Origin of the sequence: Pantoea osteomyelitidis, assembly GCF_044342975.1 — a bacterium.
GTDB lineage: Bacteria > Pseudomonadota > Gammaproteobacteria > Enterobacterales > Enterobacteriaceae > Pantoea > Pantoea osteomyelitidis.
The window spans coordinates 903,943-929,665 of sequence record NZ_JBGFSN010000004.1; the positions used below are offsets into that span (position 1 = coordinate 903,943).

Below are 25,723 nucleotides of genomic sequence, written 5' to 3' on the forward strand. Positions count from 1 at the left end.
ATCCCGTTGCGCAACAGCAAAAATGCACGGGTAAAATTCTGAATTTTCCTTTATTTCCGTGCTTTAACGATTCAACTCTTACTCTTTAATTGCCGCCTGTGCCAGGCTGATTTTGCAAATAGCAATTTGTTCCATAAGCCCCCATTCATTCTCAAAAGGATAATCTCAATGTCCAATAATGGCGAACAGCCGCTAGTGCTCTGGTATAACCAGCTTGGCATGCATGATGTTGATCGGGTTGGAGGGAAAAATGCCTCTCTGGGTGAAATGATTACCAATTTGTCGTCGCTGGGCGTGGCTGTGCCCAATGGCTATGCGACAACATCCTATGCCTTTAATCAGTTCCTCGATCAAAGCGGGTTGAACCAGCGTATTTATGAACTGTTGGATAACACCAATATTGATGATGTTGACGAATTGGCGAAGGCCGGCAAGCAGATCCGCCAGTGGGTGGTGGAGACTCCCTTTCAGCCGGAGCTGGAAGCGGCAATCCTTGAGGCTTATCAGCAGCTCTCCGCAGATGATGCTGAGGCATCATTTGCCGTGCGCTCTTCCGCCACGGCGGAAGATATGCCGGATGCCAGCTTTGCCGGTCAGCAGGAAACCTTCCTAAACGTACAAGGTATCGATGCGGTGATGACGGCGGTGAAACATGTTTACGCCTCGCTGTTTAACGATCGCGCCATCTCCTATCGTGTTCATCAAGGCTACGATCATCGCGGCGTCGCCTTGTCTGCCGGCATACAACGCATGGTGCGCTCCGACCTGGCGGCCTCCGGCGTGATGTTTACCATTGATACCGAATCGGGTTTCGATCAGGTGGTATTTATCACCGCCGCGTTGGGTCTGGGTGAGATGGTAGTGCAGGGCGCGGTTAACCCCGATGAGTTTTACGTCCATAAACCCACGCTGGCGGCCAACCGTCCGGCGATTGTGCGTCGTACCCTGGGATCGAAAAAATTGCGTATGGTCTATGCCGATTCTCAGGCCCATGGCGAGCAGGTAGCCATAGAGGACGTTCCGCTCGAGGAGCGTGATCGCTTCTGTCTGACTGATGATGAAGTGCAGGCGCTGGCGCGTCAGGCGGTGTTGATTGAACAGCACTATCAGCGACCAATGGATATCGAATGGGCGAAAGATGGCCACACCGGCAAGCTGTTTATCGTGCAGGCGCGTCCGGAAACCGTACGATCGGGCGGACAGGTAATGGAGCGTTACAGCCTGCAGGGCAAAAGCAGTATCGTGGTGGAAGGGCGCGCAATTGGCCATCGTATCGGCGCCGGTGAGGTCAAAGTGATCAATGACATCAGCGAAATGAACCGCATCGAGAAGGGTGACGTGCTGGTCACGGACATGACTGACCCGGACTGGGAGCCAATCATGAAAAAAGCGGCGGCCATCGTCACCAACCGTGGCGGGCGTACCTGTCATGCGGCGATTATCGCCCGTGAGCTGGGGATCCCGGCGGTAGTAGGCTGCGGCAACGCCACGGAGCTTTTGCAGGATGGCCGTAAAGTTACCGTCTCCTGCGCCGAAGGCGATACCGGCTATGTCTACAATGACCTGCTCGATTTTGAAGTGATCAGCTCGCAGGTGGATAAAATGCCCGATCTGCCGCTGAAGATTATGATGAATGTCGGTAATCCGGATCGCGCCTTCGATTTTGCCTGCCTGCCCAATGAAGGCGTCGGGCTGGCGCGCCTGGAGTTCATCATCAACCGCATGATCGGCGTGCATCCCAAGGCGCTGCTGACGTTTGACCAGCAGCCTGCTGAACTGCAACAGCAGATCCGCGAGATGATGAAAGGCTTTGACGATCCGGTTGAGTTCTATATTGCCCGTTTGACCGAGGGCATTGCGACGCTCGGCGCGGCCTTTGCGCCGAAACGCGTGATTGTCCGTCTCTCCGACTTTAAAACCAATGAATATGCCAACCTGGTAGGCGGCGAGCAATATGAGCCGCATGAGGAAAACCCGATGCTCGGCTTCCGTGGCGCTGGCCGCTACGTGGCGGACAGCTTCCGCGACTGCTTTGCGCTGGAGTGCGAAGCGGTAAAACGGGTACGTAACGAGATGGGATTAACCAACGTGGAAATCATGATCCCCTTTGTGCGCACCGTTGCTCAGGCGGAAGCTGTGGTGGATGAGCTGGCGAGGCAGGGACTGAAGCGCGGCGAAAACGGCCTGAAGGTAATCATGATGTGTGAAATTCCTTCTAACGCGCTGCTGGCGGAGCAGTTCCTCGCGCACTTTGACGGCTTCTCCATCGGCTCGAACGACATGACGCAGCTGGCGTTGGGCCTCGACCGCGATTCCGGCGTGGTTTCCGCACTGTTTGATGAGCGTAATGAGGCGGTAAAAGCGCTGCTCTCTATGGCGATCAAAGCGGCGAAACAGCAGGGTAAATATGTCGGTATTTGCGGACAGGGACCTTCCGATCATCAGGATTTCGCTGCCTGGCTGATGGAGGAGGGTATCGACAGCCTGTCGCTGAACCCTGACACGGTAGTGGAAACCTGGCTGAGCCTGGCGGAGCTGAATAAAGCTGAGTCAGCCTGAAGCGGCGCAACGGCTAATGAAATAGCTTCTCCTTTCACCGGCTGATTATGAAAAAAATTTGCGGGGCGCTTTAGCCCCGCTTTTTATACCTGTAGAAAATTAAAGAAATCAGGCGTTTTTTGCTTTCTTAAAATTTTTATTTAGTTAGCCAAAGTCAATGCGGAGATTGAAGCGCAGCTATCGGTGAAGCGCGGACGCGAAAATTCTCTCACGCGCCTGACATTTAGAGCGCCGGTGCGGGGAATCTTAAAAAATAGTGATATCAGGACATTAGTGGGCATTATCCCACCTGATGGCAAACTGATGAGTCTGATGCCGATTGATGATCAAATGGTCATTGAAGCCAAAGTTTCACCCAGGGATGTCGCTTTTATCCATCCGGGACAAAAGGCGCGGGTAAAAGTCACAAATTATGATTATTCCATCTATGGTGGACTGGAGGGCAAGGTGGCGATGATTTCACCGTATACCCTGCAGGATGAGGTTAAGCGCGATATCTATTATTACCGGGTTTATATTCATACCAGGCGTAATCAACTCGTCAAGAAACAAAATAAAATCTTCCCTGTCTTTCCGGGAATGATTATTACGGTTGATATCAAAACAGGCGAGAAGAGCGTGCTGGATTATTTAATGAAGCCGTTGAATAAAGCCAAACAGTCGCTAAGAGCAAGCCAGGGCGAGCGACGCAGCAAAAGCTGGCACTGCCTGTATTGTCCCAATCGCCGCTGATCAGCAGGAAGACGAGAGCGTCCGGCATGGGTTGACACGCTCTTGAAACAGGGTGGATAAAGCAGGAAAAGCTACGGCACGCTGTGTAACCTTTGCGGGAAAGGTTTAAAACCGACCGCTGCAAAGCGGGTTTATTACGCTGCGAGGCTGATTTCAGATAAAAAAAAGCCCATCACAGGGGATGGGCAAAGACTACACACAGCAATTCTTCACTTTACTCAGGGGAAGATGGTTGTTTAAAAATCAGGGGGTTGATTTCAAACATATGACTCATGTTATTCACAGCCGCCCCCGCAGTCTTTAAGAATCCTCTTATTAGTTTAAAGCCAATTATATTTTGTCACCGGGTTTAACCCATTTTCAGGCTTATTCAGTGCAAAAAATAATCATTCCACGACACAAACAGGCGATAAGCGCTGAAATCTGCGTTTTTTCTTAAAAATCGTTAATGAAAAAATTTACTACAGCGATGCAATTAAGAAAGGCGGTTAATCCACTTTAACCGCCTTGAGGAGAGATCAGGGATGGATTTCTTCTTCGTGCTCGGCCAGCTCTTCCACCACCGTTTGCGGGCTGTCTTGCGGCGCGGGCGCTTCATGCATCCAGACGGAAACCAGCCGGTAGGAGACGGCCAGCACCACCGGACCGATAAACAGCCCGATCATGCCGAACGCCACTAAACCGCCGATAACGCCGGAAAGAATCAACAGCATCGGCAAATCGGCGCCCATGCGGATCAGCATCGGACGCAACACGTTATCCAGCGTACCGACGACGCAGCTCCAGACCAGCAGCACGGTGCCCCAGGTAGTATCGCCGCTCCAGTAGAGCCAGATGATCGCCGGGACCAGAACCGGTAACGGACCGAGCTGCACCAGACAGAACAGAATCATCAGCACGGTTAACAGCGTGGCGTAGGGGATGCCCGACAGCGCCAGGCCGATACCGCCCAGCACGCCCTGGACCAGCGCCGTCACCACCACGCCCAACGCCACGGCGCGGATCGCCTGACCCGCCAGCAGCACCGCGGCGTCGCCGCGTCGGCCAGACATGCGAAAGGCGAAGTGACGAATGCCGTTACCCACCTGTTCGCCACGCCAGTAAAGCAGCACGCTGAACAGCAGCATCAGACCCAGATGCACCATAAAGCGGCCAAAATGTCCTGCCTGCGCCACAAAGAAACCCGTGGTGCGACCAACATAAGGCTGCAGCTTGGCCATCAACGCGGAACCGCCGCCAGCAACCAGCTTTTGATAGCTGGCGTAAAGTTTGTCGCCTGCCAGCGGAATATCATTCAGCCAGGTAAGATGCGGCAACTGCATATGGCCCGAGGTGACCCAGGCGATCACCGGCGCGCTGTTGTCAATCAGGCTGTTAACCAGCAGCGTGATAGGAAGAATAAACACCAACAGCAAAATGATAGTCATGGCAATCACTGCCAACGTACGGCGTCCCCACAGCCAGCTCTGCAGTTTGAGCATCATCGGCCAGGTGGCGATAACCACCATGCTGGCCCAGGCAAAGCCGAGAATAAAAGGCTGAACGACCCAGATACAGGCGACGATCATTAACAGAATGAACATCAGGGTGAACAGTATTTGCGGTAAATCCTTACCCCGTTGCAGGTTTTTCATAAAAAATTATCGACCTCAGTTGAATCCTTTACCCTGTAGGCATAACAGGCCCGATGTAATGATGGGGTATTTCCTGCCGTTAGGACAGAGGCAAGTTGCAGGGTTTTTTGCCTTTTCTGAAAAAACAGCGGGCACGCTAAAAATGTGTTAAAACGAGAGATTCTATAAAATAGATTGACGCAAACGTTTCCAACATCTCGGTCACCCAATAATGATCCCACAGATTTCTCAGGCGCCAGGCCTCGTTCAACTGGTGCTGACATTCCTGCAGGCGCTCAAAGAGCAGGGCTTTACCGGCGACACCGCCACCAGTTATGCCGATCGCCTCACCATGTCCACCGACAACAGTATTTATCAGCTCCTGCCGGATGCCGTCCTCTTTCCCCGATCCACCGCTGACGTGGCGCTGATTGCGCGCGTGGCGGGCGAAGCGCGTTTCGCCAGCCTGGTGTTTACCCCGCGCGGCGGCGGCACCGGCACCAACGGCCAGTCGCTGAATCAGGGCATCGTGGTCGATATGTCGCGCTACATGAACCGCATCCTCGAGATCAATCCTGAGCAGGGTTGGGTGCGGGTTGAGGCGGGCGTGGTAAAAGATCAGCTCAACGCCTGGCTGAAGCCCTATGGCTTCTTCTTCTCGCCGGAACTCTCAACCAGCAACCGCGCGACGCTGGGCGGCATGATCAATACCGATGCTTCCGGCCAGGGTTCGCTGGTTTACGGCAAAACGTCCGACCATGTACTGGGGCTGCGCGCGGTACTGCTGGGCGGCGATATTCTTGATACGCGTCCGATGCCGGTGGCGCTGGCGGAGAGCCTGGCGCAGGAGCAGACGCCGGAAGGCCGCATCTATCAAACAGTGCTCGGACGCTGCCGCGAGCAGCGTCAGCTGATTCTGGAGAAGTTTCCTAAGCTCAACCGTTTCCTGACCGGCTACGATCTGCGCCATGTGTTCAGCGACGATATGCAAACCTTTGACCTGACGCGTCTGCTTTGCGGCGCGGAAGGCACGCTGGCCTTTATCAGCGAGGCGCGGCTCGATATCACGCCGCTGCCGAAAGTGCGTCGGCTGGTCAATATCAAATATGATTCATTCGACTCTGCGCTGCGCAACGCGCCCTTAATGGTAGAGGCGAAGGCGCTGTCGGTGGAAACCGTTGACTCGAAAGTGCTTAACCTGGCGCGTGAAGATATTGTCTGGCACTCGGTGCGTGAGTTTATTACCGATGTTGTCGATAAAGAGATGCTGGGGCTGAACATCGTCGAGTTTGCCGGCGATGACGGCGCACTGATTGAACAACAGGTCGCCGCGCTCTGCGCCCGTCTTGATATGCTGATGGCGCAGCAGCAGGGCGGCGTGATTGGCTGGCAGCTCTGTAACGATCCCGCTGGTATCGAGCGCATCTACAATATGCGTAAAAAGGCGGTGGGGCTGCTGGGCAATGCCAAAGGACGCGCCAAGCCGATTCCCTTTGTGGAAGATACCGCCGTGCCGCCGGAAAACCTGGCGGATTACATTGTGGATTTCCGCGCGCTGCTGGACAGCCATGGCCTCAGCTACGGCATGTTTGGCCATGTGGATGCCGGGGTACTGCATGTGCGTCCGGCGCTGGATATGTGCGATCCGCAGCAGGAGATGCTGATGAAGCAGATCTCCGACGAGGTGGTGGCCCTGACGGCGCGCTACGGCGGGCTGTTGTGGGGGGAGCACGGTAAAGGTTTCCGCGCGCAATATAGCCCGGCCTTTTTCGGTGAGACGCTATTCAACGAGCTGCGCCGCATTAAGGCTGCCTTCGATCCCCATAATCGCCTCAATCCGGGCAAAATCTGCACCCCCGCCGGCAGCAAAGAGCCGATGATGCAGGTTGATGCGGAAACGCGCGGCAGCTGGGATCGCCAGATTCCGCTCACGGTGCGCAACGACTGGCGCGGCGCGATGGAGTGCAACGGCAACGGCCTCTGCTTCAACTTCGATGCGCGCAGCCCGATGTGTCCGTCGATGAAAATTACCCGCAACCGCATTCATTCGCCGAAAGGACGTGCGACCCTGACGCGCGAGTGGCTGCGTCTGCTGGCGGACCAGGGTGTTGATCCGCTGGCGCTGGAGCAGGCGTTGCCCGAGCAGCGCATTAGCCTGCGCGGCTTTATTTCACGCACGCGCAACAGCTGGCACGCGAAAAAAGGCGAGTATGATTTTTCTCACGAAGTGAAAGAGGCGATGTCGGGCTGCCTGGCCTGTAAGGCTTGTTCAACCCAGTGTCCGATCAAAATCGACGTGCCGAACTTCCGCTCGCGCTTTTTGCAGCTTTATCACACCCGCTATCTGCGGCCGGTGAGCGATCATCTGGTTTCAGCGGTAGAGAGCTACGCGCCGATGATGGCGAAAGCGCCTGGCGTGTTTAACTTCTTTCTTCGCCAGCCCTGGATGCGCGAGCTGAGCAAAACCCATATCGGCATGGTCGATCTGCCGCTGCTCTCGTCGCCGACGCTGAAGCAGCAGCTGGCCGGTCATCCCGCCATGAGTATGACGCTGGAACAGCTGGAAGCGATGGATGCAGCACAGCGCGCCAGGGTAGTGCTGGTGGTGCAAGATCCCTTTACCAGCTATTACGAAGCGCAGCTGGTCACCGATACGGTGAAACTGATCGACAAGCTCGGCTTTCAGCCGGTGCTGCTACCCTTTTCCCCTAACGGCAAGGCTCAACATGTAAAAGGCTTTCTGCAGCGCTTTGCCCGTACCGCCAGCAAAACCTCAGAGTTCCTGAACCGCGTGGCGAAGCTGGGCGTACCGATGGTAGGCGTCGAACCCGCCACGGTGCTCTGCTATCGCGATGAGTATCGTCAGGTACTGGGGGAGAAGCGCGGCGAGTTTCATGTTCAGCTGGTGCAGGAGTGGTTGCAACAGGCGGTTGCCGGACGCGAGCGCCAGCCCGCCAGCGGCGAGGCCTGGTATCTGTTCGCCCACTGTACGGAGGTCACTGCGCTGCCCGGCACGCCGGATCAGTGGCAGGATATCTTTGCGCGCTTCGGCGCGAAGCTGGAAAATATCAGTGTGGGCTGCTGCGGGATGGCGGGCAGCTGGGGCCATGAAAGCAAAAACCTCGACAATTCCCTCGGCATCTATGCGCTCTCCTGGCATCCGCAGCTACAGAGACTGCCGCGTCAGCGCTGTCTGGCGACCGGCTATTCCTGCCGCAGCCAGGTGAAACGCATAGAGGGGAACGGCATGCGCCATCCGTTGCAGGCGCTGCTTGAATTGCTCTGAGGCGAATTTAACGCGACGTCACGTCATGGCTGAATTAAAATATCCAGCCTGCGTGACGGACGAAATCGCTTTGCAGCCCGGTCGCTTTATCCCATTCGCCGCTCAGCGCTAACTGATGGCACAGCCGGGTAAGTGACAGACGCGCCAGCTGGTAAGCTTGTATGCGAAATAACCGATCGCGCTCGCTGTTGCCCATTTCCTGCACCAGGCGCTGGTGAAGCTTGCCCAGCGCGTGCAGATAACTCTGGTCGTCGCCGTTGAGCTGGCAAATTTCTGCCATATCCATGCAGGTGTCATTAAACTTGCGCAGCCGATCAATGGTACAATCGGCACGGTTGAGTTTTGCCTGCGCCAAATAGAAATCAACGGTGATGTCGCGTATCGAGAACGTATATTGGTCGATTTTATGTTGCAACCAGGCCGAGACACTTTGCGTCATGAAGCTACCCCAGGTGTGTAATGATAATTATTATCATATTCAGCTGTGTCAGGATTGCAATTGCTGCGTCACTATTTTATCGATTTACTTAGCCTGTTAATAAAATTGGTAATAACATTCTCTTCACATCAAGAAATGGCGTAACCTGTCAGCGTGCCGGTTTGGCAAAAACGGCGAAAATTTTTTTTGCGGAAATTTAATGAGTTACACGAGTTGCCCCCCTTCATTTTCTCTCTCCGCAAAGCCGGGTGAAGGGTCTATGCTTAATAAAGCATCAATCAAAAACAGCACAAGATGAATATCCCTGCAAAACAAGAGGTTGAAGTGATACCCGATATCACTACCATAGGGGGATAGCCTGAAAAGGCCCAGACTTATGAGGTATCAAAATGGCATCTGTTAATCCAGCCACCTTTTCACCCGATGAGTTCGTCTGGAAAGGGCTGACTCTGACCGAAACCGCCGCGAAGCAGATTCAAACCCTGGTGTCGCAGGATCCTGAAGTTAAAGGCCTGCGCGTGGGCGTGAAGCAGTCTGGCTGCGCAGGTTTTGGTTATGTTATGGACCTGGTGAAAGCACCGGCCGATGACGACCTGCAGTTCACGCAGTATGGCGCAACCCTGTATGTGCCGCTCCAGGCAATGCCGTTTGTCGACGGCACCGAAGTGGATTTTGTCCGCGAAGGCCTGAACCAGATTTTTAAATTTAATAACCCTAAAGCTCAACACGCCTGCGGGTGCGGTGAAAGCTTTGGCGTCGAGTAAGTGAAATATGTCACGACACAGCGAAGCATCTGACGATGTACAAATGTGGGACGGTAAGCTCAATTACAAAGAGGGCTTCTTTACCCAGTTGCAAACCGACGAGCTGGCGCACGGAATCAGCGAAGAGGTAGTGCGCGCCATTTCGGCAAAACGTAACGAGCCAGAGTGGATGCTGGAGTTTCGTCTCAAAGCCTATCACGCGTGGCTGGAGATGGAAGAGCCGCACTGGTTGAAGGCGCATTACGAGAAGCTCGATTATCAGGATTACAGCTACTACTCCGCGCCTTCCTGCGGCAACTGCGACGACACCTGCGCTTCCGAGCCAGGTGCTACTCAGACCTCTGGCAGCGAAGCGGCGAGCGATTATCTGACGCAGGAAGTGGAGAACGCCTTTAATCAGCTGGGTGTGCCGGTGCGCGAGGGCAGAGAAGTGGCGGTTGACGCCATTTTCGACTCCGTCTCCGTGGCGACCACCTATCGCCACAAGCTGGCCGAGCAGGGCATCATCTTCTGTTCGTTTGGCGAAGCGATTCACGATCATCCTGAGCTGGTGAAGAAATATCTGGGTACCGTGGTGCCGCATAACGATAACTTCTTTGCTGCGCTGAACTCGGCGGTTGCGTCAGACGGCACCTTCGTTTACATCCCGAAAGGGGTGCGTTGCCCGATGGAGCTTTCTACCTATTTCCGTATCAACGCGGCGAAAACCGGTCAGTTCGAGCGCACCATTCTGGTGGCGGACGAAGACAGCTACGTCAGCTACATCGAAGGCTGCTCGGCGCCGGTGCGTGACAGCTATCAGCTGCATGCGGCGGTGGTAGAAGTTATCATCCACAAAAATGCCGAAGTGAAATACTCCACGGTGCAGAACTGGTTCCCTGGCGGCGAGGGCGAAGGCGGCATCCTGAACTTCGTGACCAAGCGCGCGCTTTGTGAAGGCGATTACAGCAAAATGTCCTGGACGCAGTCCGAGACCGGCTCCGCCATTACCTGGAAATATCCGAGCTGCATCCTGCGCGGCGATAACTCCATCGGTGAGTTTTATTCCGTGGCGCTGACCAGCGGTCGTCAGCAGGCCGATACCGGCACCAAGATGATCCACATTGGTAAAAACACCAAATCCACCATTATCTCGAAGGGGATTTCGGCGGGTAAAAGCCAGAACACCTATCGCGGCCTGGTGAAAATTATGCCGACCGCCACCAATGCGCGTAACTTCACCCAGTGTGACTCGATGCTGATCGGCGCGGATTGCGGCGCGCATACTTTCCCGTATGTGGAAACGCGCAACAATACGGCGCAGCTGGAGCATGAAGCAACCACTTCGCGTATCGGTGAAGATCAGCTCTTCTACTGCCTGCAGCGCGGGATCAGCGAAGAAGATGCCATTTCGATGATTGTGAACGGCTTCTGTAAAGACGTTTTCTCTGAGCTGCCGCTGGAGTTCGCAGTGGAAGCGCAAAAATTGTTGGCGATCAGCCTTGAACACAGCGTGGGCTGACGGCCCTCAGACGCGTTGCCGTACAGCAATGTGAAGGAAAAAGTATGTTAAGCATTAAAGATTTACAGGTTAGCGTTGAAGACAAAGCGATTTTGCGCGGACTGAACCTTGAGGTGAAGCCGGGTGAAGTGCACGCGATCATGGGTCCGAACGGATCGGGTAAAAGTACGCTTTCAGCAACGCTGGCTGGCCGTGAAGATTATGAGATCGCCGGCGGCTCCGTGGAGTTCAAAGGGAAAGATCTGCTCGAACTGTCGCCGGAAGAGCGCGCAGGCGAAGGTATCTTTATGGCGTTTCAGTACCCGGTTGAGATTCCGGGCGTCAGCAACCAGTTTTTCCTGCAGACTGCCGTTAACGCGGTGCGTAAATACCGTGAGCAGGGCGAGCTGGATCGCTTCGATTTCCAGGATTTCATCGAAGAGAAAATTCATCTGCTGAAAATGCCGGAAGATTTGCTGACCCGTTCCGTTAACGTCGGCTTCTCCGGCGGCGAGAAAAAGCGTAACGACATTCTGCAAATGGCCGCGCTGGAGCCGGAACTCTGCATCCTGGATGAAACTGACTCCGGTCTTGATATCGATGCACTGAAAATTGTCGCTAACGGCGTGAATAGCCTGCGTGACGGCAAGCGCGCCTTTATCATCGTGACCCACTACCAGCGTATTCTGGACTACATCAAGCCAGACTATGTGCATGTGCTTTCGCAGGGCAAAATCGTGAAATCTGGCGACTTTACGCTGGTGAAACAGCTGGAGGAGCAAGGCTATGGCTGGCTTACCGACGACGAGTGATAACGCCCTGCAACAGTGGCACCATCTGTTTGAATCACGCGGCGAGGTTCGCTCGCTGCAGGCTCAGCAGCACTGGCAACAGCTGATGCGTCTCGGCTTGCCGACGCGCAAGCAGGAAAACTGGAAATATACGCCACTGGATACTCTGCTGGCGCAGCAGTTTGTCCTGCCGCAGCCGCAGAATCTGAGCGAAGAGCAGGTGAACGCGCTGGCGCTGCCGATTGACGCGGTGCGTCTGGTTTATGTTGATGGTCGCTTTCAGTCTGCGCTCAGCTCGCGTGAGTTTGACCTGTTCGACATTCAGCACGTTCAGGCGTCTGAGCGCCGTCCGTTGCCCGCGCCGGTACAGCCGGAAGTGTTCCTGCATCTGACGGAAAGCCTGGCGGAAGAAGCGACCACCATTCGTCTGGCGCGCGGCAAAGCGGCGGCGCGTCCGCTCTACTTGCTGCATATCACCAGCGGACAGGATGCCGGCATGAATACCGTGCATCATCGCCACCATTTGCAGCTGGAAGAGAGCACAGAAGCGCAGGTGATTGAGCATTACGTCAGCCTGAACGACGCGGCGCACTTTACCGGCGCGCGTCTGACCATGACGGTGGCGGATAACGCTCGTCTGGTGCACACCAAGCTGGCGTTTGAAAGCGCGAAAAGCTATCACTTCGCCCATAACGATGTGGTTATGAGCCGTGATGCGCAGGTCAGCACCACCAGCTTCCTGCTGGGTGCGGGCTTATCGCGTCACAACACCAGCGCGCAGCTGAATGGCGAAAACAGCAATCTGTCGATCAATAGTCTGGCGCTGCCGGTGGATCAGGAAGTGTGCGATACGCGCAGCTACCTGGAGCACAACAAAGGCTACTGCATGAGCCGTCAGCTGCACAAAACCATCGTGCGCGACAAAGGCCGTGCAGTATTCAACGGCATGATCAAAGTGGCGCAGCATGCGTTGAAAACTGACGGACAGATGACCAACAACAACCTGTTGCTGGGCCGTCTGGCGGAAGTGGACACCAAGCCGCAGCTTGAAATCTATGCTGATGACGTCAAGTGCAGCCACGGCGCCACCATCGGTCGTATCGACGACGAGCAGATGTTCTATCTGCGCGCGCGCGGTATCGATGAAGCGTCGGCGCAGCGCATGATTATCCATGCTTTTGCCGCAGAACTGACGGAATTGCTGGACGATAACGTTCTGCGCCAGGCGGTGCTTGATCGTATCGCTCTGCGTTTTCCCGGAGAAACATCATGAATTTCGATCTCGAGCGCATCAGGGCGGATTTCCCGATCCTGAAGCGTGAGGTCAACGGACATCCGCTGGCCTACCTTGACAGCGCGGCCAGTGCACAACGTCCGCTGGCGGTGATCAATGCGGAAAGTCACTTCTATCAGCACGGCTATGCGGCCGTGCATCGTGGCATTCACACGTTGAGCGCCCAGGCGACAACCGACATGGAAAACGTGCGTCATCAGGCGGCGCGTTTTCTGAATGCAACGTCGCCGGAAGAGATCGTGTTTGTGAAGGGCACCACCGAAGGGATTAACCTGGTCGCCAACAGCTGGGGCGGCAGTCAGCTCCAGTCGGGTGACAACATCATTATCACGGCGATGGAGCATCACGCGAATATCGTGCCGTGGCAGATGGTGGCAGAGCGCACCGGCGCCTCAATCCGCGTGCTTGAACTGACGGAAAATGGCGAGCTGGCGCTGGAGCAGCTGGCGTCACTGATCGACAGCCGCACCCGGCTGCTGGCGGTGACCCATGTTTCCAACGTGCTCGGCACCATTAACCCGGTGAAAGAGATCGTCGCGCAGGCGAAAGCGGCGGGCGTGGTAACGCTGATCGATGGCGCGCAGGCGGTCATGCACCAGAAAGTGGACGTGCAGGATATCGATTGTGATTTTTACATCTTTTCCGGGCACAAGCTGTACGGTCCTACCGGCACAGGCATACTTTATGGCCGTAAAGCGCTGCTGGAGATGATGCCGCCCTGGGAAGGCGGTGGCTCGATGATCGATATGGTGATGTTGCCAACCGGTACAACTTACGGCAAAGCGCCGTGGCGTTTTGAAGCGGGCACCCCGAATACCGGCGGCATTATCGGTCTGGGTGCCGCGCTGGCCTACGTTAACACCATAGGGCTGGATACCATTCATCAGCGTGAAGAGATGCTGATGCGCTATGCGCTGGATAAGCTCGCCTCGGTGCCGGATCTGAAGATTTACGGCCCGCAGACGCGTACCGGCGTGATCGCTTTTAACCTCGGCAAACATCACGCTTACGACGTTGGCAGCTTCCTTGATCAGTACGGCATCGCCATTCGTACCGGCCACCACTGCGCCATGCCTCTGATGCGTCATTATGATGTGCCGGCGATGTGCCGCGCCTCCTTTGCGTTTTATAATAGCGAGGAAGAGGCCGATCGTCTGGCGGCTGGTCTGACGCGTATTCATCGTCTGCTGGGCGGTTGAGCAGGCAATAAGGGAGGAACCGATGGCAAACCTGCCAGAAAAAGAGAAGCTGGTTCGCAACTTTAACCGTTGCGCCAACTGGGAAGAGAAGTATCTGTACATTATTGAATTGGGCGACAAGCTTCCGGAATCGTCTGAAAGCTTGTACCAGCCTGAGAACGCCATTTCCGGCTGTCAGAGCCAGGTCTGGATCACCATGCATCCCCAGCCTGACAACACCATCGCCTTTCAGGGCGACAGTGATGCGGCGATCGTTAAGGGGCTGATTGCGGTTGTGTTTTGCCTCTATCAGGGCCTGACGGCGCAGGAAATTGTGGCGCTGGATGTGCGTCACTGGTTCGAACAACTTGCCCTTACGCAACACCTCACGCCCTCTCGTTCGCAGGGGCTGGAAGCGATGATCCGCGCCATTCGCGTTAACGCTCAGGCGCTCAGCTAAGCTACACTTCCCGACACACCTCGTTGCGCTAAACGAGGTGTCTGTTCTTTATCCTACAAAGAGAATTTCGCATGAAACCAGCCTTACGTTTGGCCGGTGCATTGCTGCTGTCCGGCTTAGGACTTTCTGCACCTGCGCTTGCCACGGAATATCCCTTACCGTCAGAGAACAGCCGTTTAATCGGCGAAAACACGCTCACCGTCGTACCCGATGATAAACGCCCGCTGGAGGCGATTGCGACGAAATACAAAATCGGTCTGTTGGGGATGCTGGAAGCCAATCCCGGCGTTGATCCCTGGCTGCCGAAGGCGGGTACGCAGCTGACCATTCCCCAGCAGATGCTGCTGCCCGATACGCCGCATGAAGGCATCGTGGTGAATCTGGCGGAACTGCGTCTCTACTACTATCCGAAGGGGGAAGACAACGTCATTGTTTACCCGATTGGGATTGGTCAGCAGGGCGCGGCAACGCCAACCATGGTCACCAGCATCCGGCAGAAAATTCCCAATCCCACCTGGACCCCCACGGTGAATATACGCAAGCGCTATGCGAAGGATGGTATAACCCTGCCGGGGGTAGTACCGGCAGGGCCGGATAACCCGATGGGGCTGTTTGCGCTGCGTCTGGCGCGCGGTACGGGCCAGTATCTTATCCATGGCACTAACGCCGACTTCGGCATCGGCATGCGCGTCAGCTCCGGCTGTATTCGTCTACGACCGGACGATATCGAGGCGTTGTTTAACAGCGTCCCGAAAGGCACGCGCGTGCAGGTCATCAACCAGCCGGTAAAATATGCCATTGAGCCGGATGGAAAACGCTATATCGAAGTGCATCAGCCTCTGTCGCATAGCGAAAAGGACGATCCGCAAACCATGCCGATTCCCCTCAGCAAACAGCTTAAGCAGTTCCTGAACAGCAGGGAGAGCGATACGGCGTTGATCAAGGCAGCGCTGGAGCGCCGTTCAGGCATGCCGGTGCTGGTGAGCAGTGGCGAGCCTGCGGAAGCCGATACGCCGATGCCAGCGGTGATGCAGGAACAGCAGCAGGGCGCGCTGCCCGTGACGCTGGGAGAGGCCTCAGGCGAGGCGGCGGCAACACCATAAGTGTCGTTCAGGACCAGCGGAGATTACAGCGGAGAGATAAAAAAAATGGCGCCCAAAGGCGCCATTTTCAATACCAGAACTCTTACTTACGGTAAGAGTGAGCCTGGTTGTCCAGACGCTGGTTAGCACGAGCTGCGTCATCTTTAGCAGCCTGCACGTCAGAACGCACTGCGTTCACGTCGTTGCTCAGCTGGTCAACTTTCGCGTTCAGAGTCTGAACGTCTGAAGACAGCTGGTCAATTTTAGCATTGCTGGAGCAACCAGCCAGCAGAGTTGAACCCAGGATTACCGCGCCCAGTACCAGTTTAGTACGATTCATTATTTATACCCTCTAGATTGAGTTAATCTCCATGTAGCGTTACAAGTATTACACAAAGTTTTTTAGGTTGAGAATAAATTTTTGATGAGAAGATGCTTAAACTTGATCGTTCGCTCAAAGATGCAGCGTTTCAGAAGAATAGGTAAAAAAATTTAGCTAAAACAGAGGGATTTAATCGGATTAACCTTAATTTTAGCATGGCCTGAATCGTTATTTTCGATTGAATTTTCTTGATTATGTATTGCGCACGGAATAAAAAAAGCGCCGTTTTAAGGCGCTTTTAATTAAATTTCAGTTGAAATTAGAGTACGTGAACAGAGGCGGTATTGGTGGTGCCGCTTGGTACCAGCGCACCGGAAACCATCACCACGATATCGCCTTTCTGACCATAGCTGCTTTCCAGCGCCGCTTCTTTACCGATGCGGTAAAAATCATCGGTAGAGGCAATTTCAGTCACCAGGCGGGTTTCAACTCCTTTGCTCAGGATCAACTGACGCGCCGTAGTCGCATTGGTCGTCAGCGCCAGAATGGTGGCGTTCGGGAAATATTTACGTACCGCTTTGGCAGACTTGCCGCCTTCCGTCGCCACCACGATCAGCGGCGCTTCCAGCTTCTCAGCGGTCTCAACCGCACCGCGGCAAACCGCTTCGGTGATACGCAGCTTACGGCTATCGTTCAGCGTGTCGATGCGGGATTTCATCACGCGATCGGTACGCTCGCAGATGGTCGCCATGATCGTCACCGATTCCAGCGGATAACGCCCTTTGGCGCTTTCGCCGGAAAGCATCACGGCGTCGGTGCCGTCAAGGATGGCGTTGGCGACGTCGCCCGCTTCCGCACGGGTAGGGCGCGGGTTTTTGATCATCGAGTCGAGCATTTGGGTGGCGGTGATCACCACTTTACGTGCCTTGTTGCACTTTTTGATCATCATTTTCTGGGCGAAAATTACTTCTTCAACCGGAATTTCCACGCCGAGGTCGCCGCGCGCCACCATGATGCCGTCAGACGCTTCCAGGATCTCATCAAAATTGTTCAGGCCTTCCTGGTTTTCAATTTTGGAGATGATCTGAATATGTTCGCCGCCATGCTGCTTCAGGTGCTCACGAATTTCCAGCACGTCAGAGCGTTTACGGATAAAGGAGGCGGCGACAAAATCCACACCCTGCTCGCAACCAAAAATCAGGTCACGTTTGTCTTTTTCCGCCAGCGCCGGAAGCTGAATTGAGACACCCGGCAGGTTAACGCCTTTGTTCTCGCCGAGGTCGCCGTTGTTCAGCACCTTACACACTACGCTATTTTCGGTGATCTCAGTGACTTCCATGCCGAGAAGGCCATCGTCCACCAGCACGGTGTTGCCGACTTTCAGGTCGGCGGTGAAACCGGCATAGGTGACAGCAACGCGTTCGCTGTTGCCGATCACCGACTGATCGGTGGTAAAGGCAAATGTCTGGCCCGCTTTCAGGGAGACGTCGTTGCCGCCTTCCAGCTTCATGGTACGGATTTCCGGGCCTTTGGTATCCAGCAGGATCGCTGCCTGACGACCGGTTTTTTCCATCACCGCCCGCATATTGGCGATGCGCTGGCCATGTTCGGCGTAATCACCGTGAGAGAAGTTGAGACGCATAACGTTCATGCCGGCTTCCAGCAGTTGGGTCAGCATCTCTTCAGATTCGGTTTTCGGACCGATAGTACAAACGATCTTGGTCTTTTTCATGACAGGTTATCTGTAAGTTGTGATGGATGATAAAGGTCTGGATTCGATGGCGCTGCATCGAAATGAAAATTCATCAGATATCGAAACGGGTGGTACAGAGTTAAGAATAGGTGACGGAGGCAGAGCATGCAGTGGAAGTTGTGCGGTTGCGCCGGGAAACCGGTAAGAAGGCGTTGCGCAAATTATCTGAGTTATCACCATGGGCACGCTGTCGCTGAAACCTTTCGAGTGGAACAACGAGCAACATTATAGTCGCTAAGTATTCGAAAACCAATTAAAAAGCGGAACGCAGGCACGAGGGAGATCAAGAAAACAGCAGATTGCGCAACGGGAGAAAAAAGAGTGGTGCGTTCTAATGGACTCGAACCATCGACCCCCACCATGTCAAGGTGGTGCTCTAACCAACTGAGCTAAGAACGCATTGAAAATTTGGTGCGTCCGAGTGGACTCGAACCACCGACCCCCACCATGTCAAGGTGGTGCTCTAACCAACTGAGCTACGGACGCACTTGGTGCGTTCTAATGGACTCGAACCATCGACCCCCACCATGTCAAGGTGGTGCTCTAACCAACTGAGCTAAGAACGCAACGCGCTGTCAGGGCGACAGCGGGGACGAATATTAACGGCAGGCTGGAAGGCTGGCAAGGGGAAAAATGCTTTTTTCGTGATGAGTGACCAGCAACTGTGCTATCGGTTGGTTTTTTGGCCGCTGCGGGCCTTTTCAGGCCCGCTCAGGAACTTAGCGTGCGGCGCGCGCGAGAATCACCTGCGCAGGCAGCCGCTGCAAACGGCGAATTCGCCAGATCATCATCACCGCCGCGGAGGTCAGACCGATGATAAAGCCGCACCAAAAGCCGGCAGGACCGAGGCGCGGAAAGACCCAGTCGGTGAGCGCCAGAATATAGCCGCTGGGCAGGCCCAGCACCCAATACGCGATAAAGGTGATAAAGAAGATTGAGCGCGTATCCTTATAGCCGCGCAGGATACCGCTGCCGATCACCTGTATCGAGTCGGAGAACTGATAAATCGCCGCCAGCAGCATCAGATGCGCGGCCAGCGTTACCACCTCCGGATTGTGGTTATAGAGCAGGGCGATCTGATGCCGGAAGATCACGGTAAACAGCGCGGTAATTGCCGCCATGCTGATCCCAACGCCCTGCGCGGTCCAGGCGGCAACCTGAGCTTCTTCAGCCGAGCCCTGGCCGAGACGGTAGCCGACGCGAATGGTGGTCGCCACGCCCAGCGACAGCGGCAGTACAAACATCAGCGAGCTGAAGTTTAACGCGATTTGATGACCGGCCACGTTCACGATGCCCAGCGGCGACACCAGCAGCGCCACCACGGCAAACAGCGTGACCTCAAAAAAGAGCGCGAGCGCCACCGGCAAGCCCAGCGTAATGAGACGCCACAGCACCGGTCGTGACGGCGCGGACCAGGCGCTGTGTGGATGCAGATCGCGCATGCTGCCCATGCGTCCTACCCAGTAGCGCATCACAATGAACATCACCCAGTAAACCGAGGCGGTGGCGACGCCGCAACCCACGCCGCCCAGCGCCGGCATGCCGAAATGGCCGTAGATGAAAATATAATTCAGTGGAATATTCACCAGCAAGCCGAGAAAGCCCAGCACCATTGCGGGCTTGGTTTTCGCCAGCCCTTCGCACTGGCTGCGCATCACCTGGAAAAAGAGATAGCCGGGCGCGCCCCACAGCAGCGCGTGCAGGTAGCCCTGCGCTTTTTCTGCCAGCCGGGGATCGATATCGTGCATCGCCTGAATCAGGAAACCTGCATTCCATAACACCACCATAATCAGCAGCGAAACAAAAAAGGCGAGCCAGTAGGCCTGACGCACCTGCTCCGCGATGCGATCGCGACGACCGGAGCCGTTAAGTTGCGCAACAGTGGGCGTCAGGGCGAGGATTAAACCATGGCCAAATAAAATTGTGGGCAGCCAGATAGAGGTTCCGACAGCAACGGCGGCCATATCCGTGGCGCTCACCGCGCCGGCCATAATGGTATCCACAAAGCCCATAGCGGTTTGCGCCACCTGCGCAATAATCACCGGGATCGCGAGGGCCAGCAGCTGACGCGCTTCTGTTAAATACTTCTGCACGTTTACACCTGTATTAATATATAGGGAAGAGAGTAAGGGGAAATTCCCAATGAAAGAACGGCATAGTGTAACGGCGCTCTTTCGATTCGCCAATGATTGGCCGCACGATATTTCTAATGCTGATGTAAAGTCCGGCTTACCGGTAAAATAGCAACCCGGTTAAGCTGTGTTAAACTACGGCAAAATTGGCAGAGGCGACGATTATGTTTACAGGTATTGTGCAGGGCACTGCAGAAATTGTGTCCATCGAAGAAAAACCGCTGTTTCGCACCCATGTGGTCAAACTGCCCGCAGAGCTGTTGCCGGGTCTGGCGCTGGGCGCGTCCGTGGCGCATAACGGCTGCTGCCTGACGGTCACCGCCATTGATGGCGATCGGGTCAGTTTCGACCTGATTAAAGAGACGCTGCGCGTGACCAATCTGGGCGATTTACAGCCGGGAGATATCGTCAATATCGAGCGTGCGGCAAAATTCAGTGATGAAATCGGCGGCCATTTAATGTCCGGCCATATTATGACCACCGCGGAAATCTGCAAAATTATCCAGTCTGAAAACAACCGCGAGGTATGGTTTAAAATTCAGGATGCGGCGCAGATGAAATATATTCTGCATAAAGGTTTCATTGGCATTGATGGTATCAGTCTCACCGTGGGCGACGTGACCAAAAGTAAATTTTGCGTCTGGCTGATCCCTGAAACGCTGGAACGCACAACGCTGGGCGCGAAGAAATTAGGCGACCGGGTTAATATTGAAATCGATCCTCATACGCAGGCGATTGTGGAAACCGTTGAGCGCGTTCTGGCACAGCGAGAGGCGGCAGCGGCGGCGCTGCTGGCGGAAAAGCCGGAATAATAAAAATTCAGCAGCAAAAAAGGCGCCGCAGCGCCTTTTTTATTATCAGCTTTCAGCGAAATTAGCGCGCCACGCGCAGACCGCCTTCCGCGCCGCGGCTGAATACCACTTGCCAGAGCTGAATATCCCGTGCACGGAAAGCGCCCGCGCAGGCGTTGAGATAATAGGTGAACATGCGTTTAAAACGCTCGCCATATTTCTCTTCCAGCTGCGGCCAGGCTTCCAGAAAGCGATTGTACCAGGCCATCAAGGTAGTATCGTAATCAACGCCGAAATTGTGCCAGTCTTCCATAATGAAATGGGGTTCGCTTGCTTCGGCAATGTGTTTTACCGACGGCAAACAGCCATTAGGGAAAATGTATTTATTGATCCAGGGATCGACACTCATATCGGTTTTGATTGCGCCGATAGTATGCAGCAGGAACAGGCCGTCGGGTTTTAAATTACGATCGGCCACGTCAAAATAGGTCGCGTAGTTTTTGGGACCGACATGTTCAAACATTCCGACAGAAACGATACGGTCAAACTGCTGGTTCAAATCGCGATAATCCTGCAGCAAAATCGTCACGTCCAGACCTTCACAGCGCTGCTGCGCCATTTTTTGCTGCTCGGCAGAGATGGTCACACCGTGAACCTTCACGCCGTAGTTGCGCGCGGCGAACTCTGCCAGACCGCCCCAGCCGCAGCCGATATCGAGCAGCGACATGCCGGGCTTCAGTTCCAGCTTGCGGCAGATCATGTCGAGTTTCGCTTCCTGAGCCTGCTGGAGGGTTTCCGCCTCTTTCCAGTAGCCGCAGGAGTACTGCATAAAAGGATCCAGCATCAGCGCAAAGAGATCGTTGCCTAAATCGTAATGCTCTTTGCCCACTATCCAGGCGCGCTTTTTCGATTGCAGGTTGGTTAAACGTGCGGCGGCAATACGTAACGTATCTTTAAAATGGTGGGGAAGTTGCTCATCAAGCTTATGCTTCAGCACCCGATAAAAAAACATATCGAGTCTTTCACATTCCCACCAGCCATCCATATAACTTTCGCCGAGGCCGAGCGAGCCTTCCTGCAATACACGCTTAAAAAAATCGGGATTTTTGACCTGAATATCCCAGGGACGTGTGCCGTTTACTTCGATATCCGCCTTTTCCAGCATTTCATGGGCGATGCGATACCAATGGTTTTCTTCAAGGCTCACTTCTTCTATACACGATGAACTCATAGCTTCTCCATCACCTGTCCGATCGATCTGAACCTGAGAAATAGAATAGTCAATTTCTCCAGGGTTGTGAGAAAACTCACGGAAAATCCGTGCGCTTGATATCCGACGTTTTACAGAGGATTGAATTTGAATAAAAAGGTCTGGCACAACAGGGGAGAATATCGTGCAGACGCCATCCCACGACAAAGTCGTCTAAAACGAAAAAATTATGTTATTGATTTATTGCATATTTATTGACGGGAATGAGTATATTCTCACTCCCGTCAATATTCAACGATTTATTGTTAGTTTGCTAATTAGATGCTTTTTGCCTTGCCTGATGATTATCCTGGCAGGCGGAAGATAATGAGGCAACATCAGATTGTGCGCCGCCATGACGCTGCCAGAAGTAACCGGCCAGCGCCAGCAGAATGGTGGTCGCCATAACCACAGTGGTGATCTGCAAAGGCTGCGTTAATCCGGCCGAGACGACGAGGCTCGCCAGAAAGCAGAGACCCAGCTGTAACATATTTTGCAGCGCTGCGGCCTTACCTGTTGCCTGCGGAAAAGGCAGCAGCGCGCTGGAGACCACGATCGGATAGATAGCGCCGTTTGCCAGCGCCATGCCGCAGAAGGGCAACAGCAAAGCCACCAGCCCGCCCTGGCCGCTCAGCGCCACGGCAAAGATCGACAAAATGCTCAGGCTGTAGATCAGTAGTAGCCAGGGCAGCAGCTGACTGCCGGTAAGGCGACTCAGCAACGCGCGACAGCCGAATCCGCCAATCAGAAAAGCGATGGTCTGTGGAATATAGCTGAGGCCGATGTCGCCCGGTGAGAGCCCCGCCTCCGCCAGAATAAAGGGCGAACCGGTCAGCCAGGCGAAAAAGCTGGCAGAGCAGGCGGCATAAATCAGAACGTTGCCGCTGTAGACCGCGGAGCGGAGCAGGGTTAAAAAACCGGACTGCGGGGCAGTGACGGCGGATTCAGCGCGTTTTACCGGCAGGCGCAGCGTCGCGACAACCAATGCCAGCGTCAGCAGCAGCAAAGCCATAAAGATGGCGCGCCATGAAAAATGATTGAGCAGCCAGGCGCCCAGCAGCGGCGCCAGCGCCGGTGAAAGCGCAACCAGCGGCATAATAGTGGCAAACACTTTATTGGCATGCGCCTGCGGATAGCGATCAACTACCAGCGCCTGCCAGCTCACCGCTGCCGCGCAAACACCCACCGCCTGCAGAAAACGCAGCGCCAACATCAGTCGGGCGTCGGCGACCCATAGCATACCGCCACAGCCCAGCGCAAACAGCAGCAGGCCAGCCAGCAATACCGGCTTACGGCCAATGCGATCGGAAAGCGGTCCCCAGATCAGCTGGGCAAAGGCGAAACCGCCCAGGAACAGGCTCAGGCTGGCGCTGATCGTGCCGGGGACGGTGTTGAAATCGTGCTGCATTGCGCCGAAGGCGGGCAGATACATATCGGTTGCCAGAAAGCCGAGCATACTCAGCAAGGCGAGATAGAGCAGAAATCCTTTTGAAGTCAGCATGTGATTCTCGGTAAAGGTTAAACGCCGCAAAGTGTAAAAGGATGCGCTACTGCTTGTGAAACGTTAATATTTGCGGGTTGCTGTTAAAATTTTTGAAGAGAGCTTATGTGGTCTGAGTATGGTCTTGAGGTGGTGGATGCCGTGGCGCGTACCGGCAGCTTCAGCGCAGCGGCGCAGGAACTGCACCGCGTGCCTTCGGCCGTGAGCTATACGGTGCGCCAGCTGGAGAGCTGGTTGGCAGTACCGCTGTTTGAGCGGCAACACAGGGAGGTAGTACTGACCCCGGCTGGCGAGCATTTTGTGCGCGAAGGGCGCGCTGTTATCAAAAAAATGCTCGCCACGCGGCGGCAGTGTCAACAGCTGGCTAACGGCTGGCGCGGTCAGCTCAGCATCGCGATAGACTGCATAGTCAAGCCCGCCCGCACGCGCCAGCTGGTGAAGGATTTTTACCGTCACTTTCCCGATGTTGAACTGCTGATCAGCTATGAGGTATTTAACGGCGTCTGGGATGCGCTGGCTGACGGGCGTGTGGATGTGGCGATTGGCGCCACCCAGGCGATTCCGGTTGGCGGACGTTTCGCCTTTCGCGATATGGGAGCGCTTAACTGGCGCTGCGTGGTGAAAAGCGGCCATCCGCTGACGCAACTGGCGCAGATTGAGGATGAGGCGCTGCGCGCCTGGCCTTCGCTGGTGCTGGAAGATACATCGCGCGCGCTGCCGCGCCGCAATACCTGGACGCTGGACAATCAGCGGCGGCTGGTGGTGCCGGACTGGCAAACCGGACTGGCGTGCTTGCTGGACGGTCTGTGCGTGGCGATGGTGCCGGGGCATCTGGCACGGCCGCTGCTCAGGTCAGGAGAAATCACCGAGCTGACATTGCCCGTGCCTTTTCCGGAGAGTCCCTGCTGCGTCAGCTGGTCAGAACAGCGCGCATCACCCGCGCTCAGCTGGCTGTTAAGCTACCTGGGCGATGCGCAAACATTGAATCAGGAGTGGCTAAGCGAGATTTGAGGCGGCGCTTAGCGACGGTAATCCCGGAAGGGGCCATCCGCTACCGAACGGCGTTCGATCAGGGTCGGATTGACTTCAATCGTCTGAGGCTCTTCACGCTTGCTGGTAATGCGATCCAACAGCATCTCCAGCGCCTTCTCACCCAGCTGGGCTTTTGGCTGGTGCACAGTGGTCAGCGCGGGCGTAAAGTAACGCGCGTTGCGCACGTTGTCGTAGCCGATGACCGAAATATCCTGCGGTACGCGCAGCCCCAGCTCATCGGCGGCGCAAATCGCCCCCATCGCCATAATGTCGCCGCCGCAGAATATGGCGGTCGGACGCTGTTTCTGGCTCAGAATTTGCTGCATCGCCTGATAGCCTGATTCCGGCTCGAAGTCGCCCTGTACCGTCCATTCAGGGCGCAGCTGAATACCCGCTTCATTTAATGCCTTCACGAACCCGGCATGGCGTCCACCGCCGGTGTTGCGCTCCATCTGGCCGGGAATGGCGCCGATATCGCGGTGACCGCGCTCAATCAGATAACGACCGGCAAGGTAGCCGCCCTGAAAAGCGTTATCCAGCACGGTATCGGTGAAGTCACCGCGCGATTCACCCCAGTCCATTACCACCATGGGAATGTTGCGGTTCTCTTCCAGCATTTTCAGCAGGTCGTCGGGATATTCTGAGCACATTACCAGCAGCCCGTCGACGCGCTTTTGCGCCATCATCGACAGATAGGCGCGCTGCTTATGCAGGTCGTTGTGGGCGTTGCCCAGAATCAGGGTATAGCCGCGATCGAAGCAGTGATTCTCCACCGCCTCGATAATTTCCGCAAAGTAAGGCGCTTCACTGGAGGTAGCCAACAGACCCAGCGTTTTGGTGTGGTTCACTTTCAAACTACGCGCCACGGCGCTGGGCGAATAGTGCAGCTCTTTAATCGCGGTCCAAACGGCGTTGCGCGTCTCTTCAGCAACGAAACGCGTTTTATTGATGACGTGAGAAACGGTGGTGGTAGAAACACCCGCGCGTTTTGCCACATCCTTGATTGTTGCCATGAAAACGATACTCCCGGCTTATCGCAACCTACTGATAAGTATAATGTTAAACGTTTGCGTCCGCTAAAGGTATTTCACGCCTTTTTTGTCTGGTTTGTCGTCTGTGAAGTGACGTTCCGGCAGATAAAAACGCCATTTTAAATAGAGCGGACGGCATAGCGTTGCTGCTGTTGCGCAACGAAAGGGCGAATTCTAGCAAGGCTGAATCGATAAAACGAGATTTTTACCGGGCGCTATGAGAAAATGACAATA

General features: G+C 55.0%; 19 protein-coding genes, 3 tRNA genes, 1 other RNA gene and 1 pseudogene. 12 read left to right on the forward strand and 12 right to left on the reverse strand.

The genetic code is table 11. The annotated features are described in order from the left end of the window. Positions 1–168: 168 nt before the first annotated feature. Positions 169–2,559, forward strand: coding sequence for a phosphoenolpyruvate synthase (gene ppsA / locus ABU178_RS09370; protein WP_397214127.1), 2,391 nt, complete (start codon positions 169–171; stop codon positions 2,557–2,559). A 144-nt stretch (positions 2,560–2,703) separates the two neighbouring features. After that, positions 2,704–3,291: pseudogene (locus tag ABU178_RS09375) on the forward strand (HlyD family efflux transporter periplasmic adaptor subunit); the annotation flags it as partial. Positions 3,292–3,448: 157 nt separating this feature from the next. Here the strand turns inward: ABU178_RS09375 and rprA are convergent. Together rprA and ydiK are read right to left on the reverse strand one after the other, a co-directional pair. Then, positions 3,449–3,558: antisense sRNA RprA (gene rprA / locus ABU178_RS09380), an RNA gene on the reverse strand. Between the two features lie 251 nt (positions 3,559–3,809). Continuing rightward, positions 3,810–4,925, reverse strand: a complete 1,116-nt coding sequence (gene ydiK, locus ABU178_RS09385) for an AI-2E family transporter YdiK (protein WP_397214129.1) — start codon at positions 4,923–4,925, stop codon at positions 3,810–3,812. A gap of 211 nt (positions 4,926–5,136) precedes the next feature. On the opposite strand from ydiK, the gene ydiJ reads away from it, so the two are divergent. Then, on the forward strand, positions 5,137–8,190 hold the full coding sequence (gene ydiJ, locus ABU178_RS09390) for a D-2-hydroxyglutarate dehydrogenase YdiJ (RefSeq protein ID WP_397214131.1): 3,054 nt from the start codon (positions 5,137–5,139) through the stop codon (positions 8,188–8,190). A gap of 34 nt (positions 8,191–8,224) precedes the next feature. Here the strand turns inward: ydiJ and ABU178_RS09395 are convergent, their stop codons facing one another. Continuing rightward, the gene (locus ABU178_RS09395) at positions 8,225–8,629 is read right to left on the reverse strand and encodes a hypothetical protein (RefSeq protein WP_397214133.1); all 405 of its coding nucleotides are present in this window, start codon (positions 8,627–8,629) and stop codon (positions 8,225–8,227) included. A gap of 389 nt (positions 8,630–9,018) precedes the next feature. Here ABU178_RS09395 and sufA point away from each other — a divergent pair, with 389 nt between their 5' ends. The 7 genes from sufA to ABU178_RS09430 all read left to right on the forward strand — a co-directional run bounded on the left by sufA (position 9,019) and on the right by ABU178_RS09430 (position 15,699). Next, a complete protein-coding gene (gene sufA, locus ABU178_RS09400; protein ID WP_397214135.1) occupies positions 9,019–9,393 on the forward strand; it encodes a Fe-S cluster assembly scaffold SufA in 375 nt (124 codons plus the stop codon). 7 nt (positions 9,394–9,400) lie between these two features. Then, positions 9,401–10,894: a Fe-S cluster assembly protein SufB gene (sufB, locus tag ABU178_RS09405; RefSeq protein WP_397214137.1), complete on the forward strand. Its 1,494-nt coding sequence runs from the start codon at positions 9,401–9,403 to the stop codon at positions 10,892–10,894. Positions 10,895–10,938: 44 nt separating this feature from the next. Continuing rightward, entirely contained in the window at positions 10,939–11,685 is a 747-nt protein-coding gene (sufC, locus tag ABU178_RS09410; protein ID WP_397214139.1) for a Fe-S cluster assembly ATPase SufC, read from the forward strand. After that, positions 11,660–12,937, forward strand: coding sequence for a Fe-S cluster assembly protein SufD (sufD, locus tag ABU178_RS09415; RefSeq protein WP_397214141.1), 1,278 nt, complete (start codon positions 11,660–11,662; stop codon positions 12,935–12,937). Before sufC ends, sufD begins: the two co-directional genes overlap by 26 nt. Continuing rightward, on the forward strand, positions 12,934–14,157 hold the full coding sequence (gene sufS, locus ABU178_RS09420; RefSeq protein WP_397214143.1) for a cysteine desulfurase SufS: 1,224 nt from the start codon (positions 12,934–12,936) through the stop codon (positions 14,155–14,157). The genes sufD and sufS overlap by 4 nt, the downstream gene beginning before the upstream one ends. Before the next feature lie 22 nt (positions 14,158–14,179). Then, entirely contained in the window at positions 14,180–14,596 is a 417-nt protein-coding gene (gene sufE, locus ABU178_RS09425) for a cysteine desulfuration protein SufE (RefSeq protein WP_397214145.1), read from the forward strand. Positions 14,597–14,667: 71 nt separating this feature from the next. After that, positions 14,668–15,699, forward strand: a complete 1,032-nt coding sequence (locus ABU178_RS09430; RefSeq protein ID WP_397214148.1) for a L,D-transpeptidase family protein — start codon at positions 14,668–14,670, stop codon at positions 15,697–15,699. An 82-nt stretch (positions 15,700–15,781) separates the two neighbouring features. Here the strand turns inward: ABU178_RS09430 and ABU178_RS09435 are convergent, their stop codons facing one another. The 6 genes from ABU178_RS09435 to ABU178_RS09460 form a co-directional block, all read right to left on the reverse strand. Further along, complete coding sequence (locus ABU178_RS09435) at positions 15,782–16,018, reverse strand: major outer membrane lipoprotein (RefSeq protein WP_006118977.1); 237 nt, start codon at positions 16,016–16,018, stop codon at positions 15,782–15,784. Positions 16,019–16,319: 301 nt separating this feature from the next. Then, a complete protein-coding gene (pykF, locus tag ABU178_RS09440) occupies positions 16,320–17,732 on the reverse strand; it encodes a pyruvate kinase PykF (RefSeq protein ID WP_397214150.1) in 1,413 nt (470 codons plus the stop codon). A gap of 343 nt (positions 17,733–18,075) precedes the next feature. Then, a tRNA-Val gene (locus ABU178_RS09445) sits at positions 18,076–18,152 on the reverse strand. Between the two features lie 10 nt (positions 18,153–18,162). Then, positions 18,163–18,239: transfer RNA gene (locus ABU178_RS09450), tRNA-Val, on the reverse strand. Positions 18,240–18,242: 3 nt separating this feature from the next. Continuing rightward, positions 18,243–18,319 (reverse strand) — tRNA-Val (locus ABU178_RS09455). 153 nt (positions 18,320–18,472) lie between these two features. After that, positions 18,473–19,846, reverse strand: coding sequence for an MATE family efflux transporter (locus ABU178_RS09460; protein ID WP_397214152.1), 1,374 nt, complete (start codon positions 19,844–19,846; stop codon positions 18,473–18,475). A 203-nt stretch (positions 19,847–20,049) separates the two neighbouring features. Here ABU178_RS09460 and ABU178_RS09465 point away from each other — a divergent pair, with 203 nt between their 5' ends. Beyond that, complete coding sequence (locus ABU178_RS09465) at positions 20,050–20,697, forward strand: riboflavin synthase subunit alpha (RefSeq protein WP_397214154.1); 648 nt, start codon at positions 20,050–20,052, stop codon at positions 20,695–20,697. 61 nt (positions 20,698–20,758) lie between these two features. Here the strand turns inward: ABU178_RS09465 and cfa are convergent, their stop codons facing one another. Together cfa and punC are read right to left on the reverse strand one after the other, a co-directional pair. Further along, positions 20,759–21,907: a cyclopropane fatty acyl phospholipid synthase gene (gene cfa, locus ABU178_RS09470; protein WP_397214156.1), complete on the reverse strand. Its 1,149-nt coding sequence runs from the start codon at positions 21,905–21,907 to the stop codon at positions 20,759–20,761. A gap of 292 nt (positions 21,908–22,199) precedes the next feature. Beyond that, positions 22,200–23,426: a purine nucleoside transporter PunC gene (gene punC, locus ABU178_RS09475; protein ID WP_397214158.1), complete on the reverse strand. Its 1,227-nt coding sequence runs from the start codon at positions 23,424–23,426 to the stop codon at positions 22,200–22,202. 105 nt (positions 23,427–23,531) lie between these two features. Between punC and punR the strand changes: the two genes are divergently transcribed. Continuing rightward, complete coding sequence (gene punR, locus ABU178_RS09480) at positions 23,532–24,437, forward strand: DNA-binding transcriptional activator PunR (RefSeq protein ID WP_397214160.1); 906 nt, start codon at positions 23,532–23,534, stop codon at positions 24,435–24,437. Between the two features lie 8 nt (positions 24,438–24,445). On the opposite strand, the gene purR is transcribed toward punR, so the two are convergent. Next, the gene (purR, locus tag ABU178_RS09485) at positions 24,446–25,471 is read right to left on the reverse strand and encodes an HTH-type transcriptional repressor PurR (protein ID WP_397214162.1); all 1,026 of its coding nucleotides are present in this window, start codon (positions 25,469–25,471) and stop codon (positions 24,446–24,448) included. Positions 25,472–25,723 lie beyond the last annotated feature (252 nt).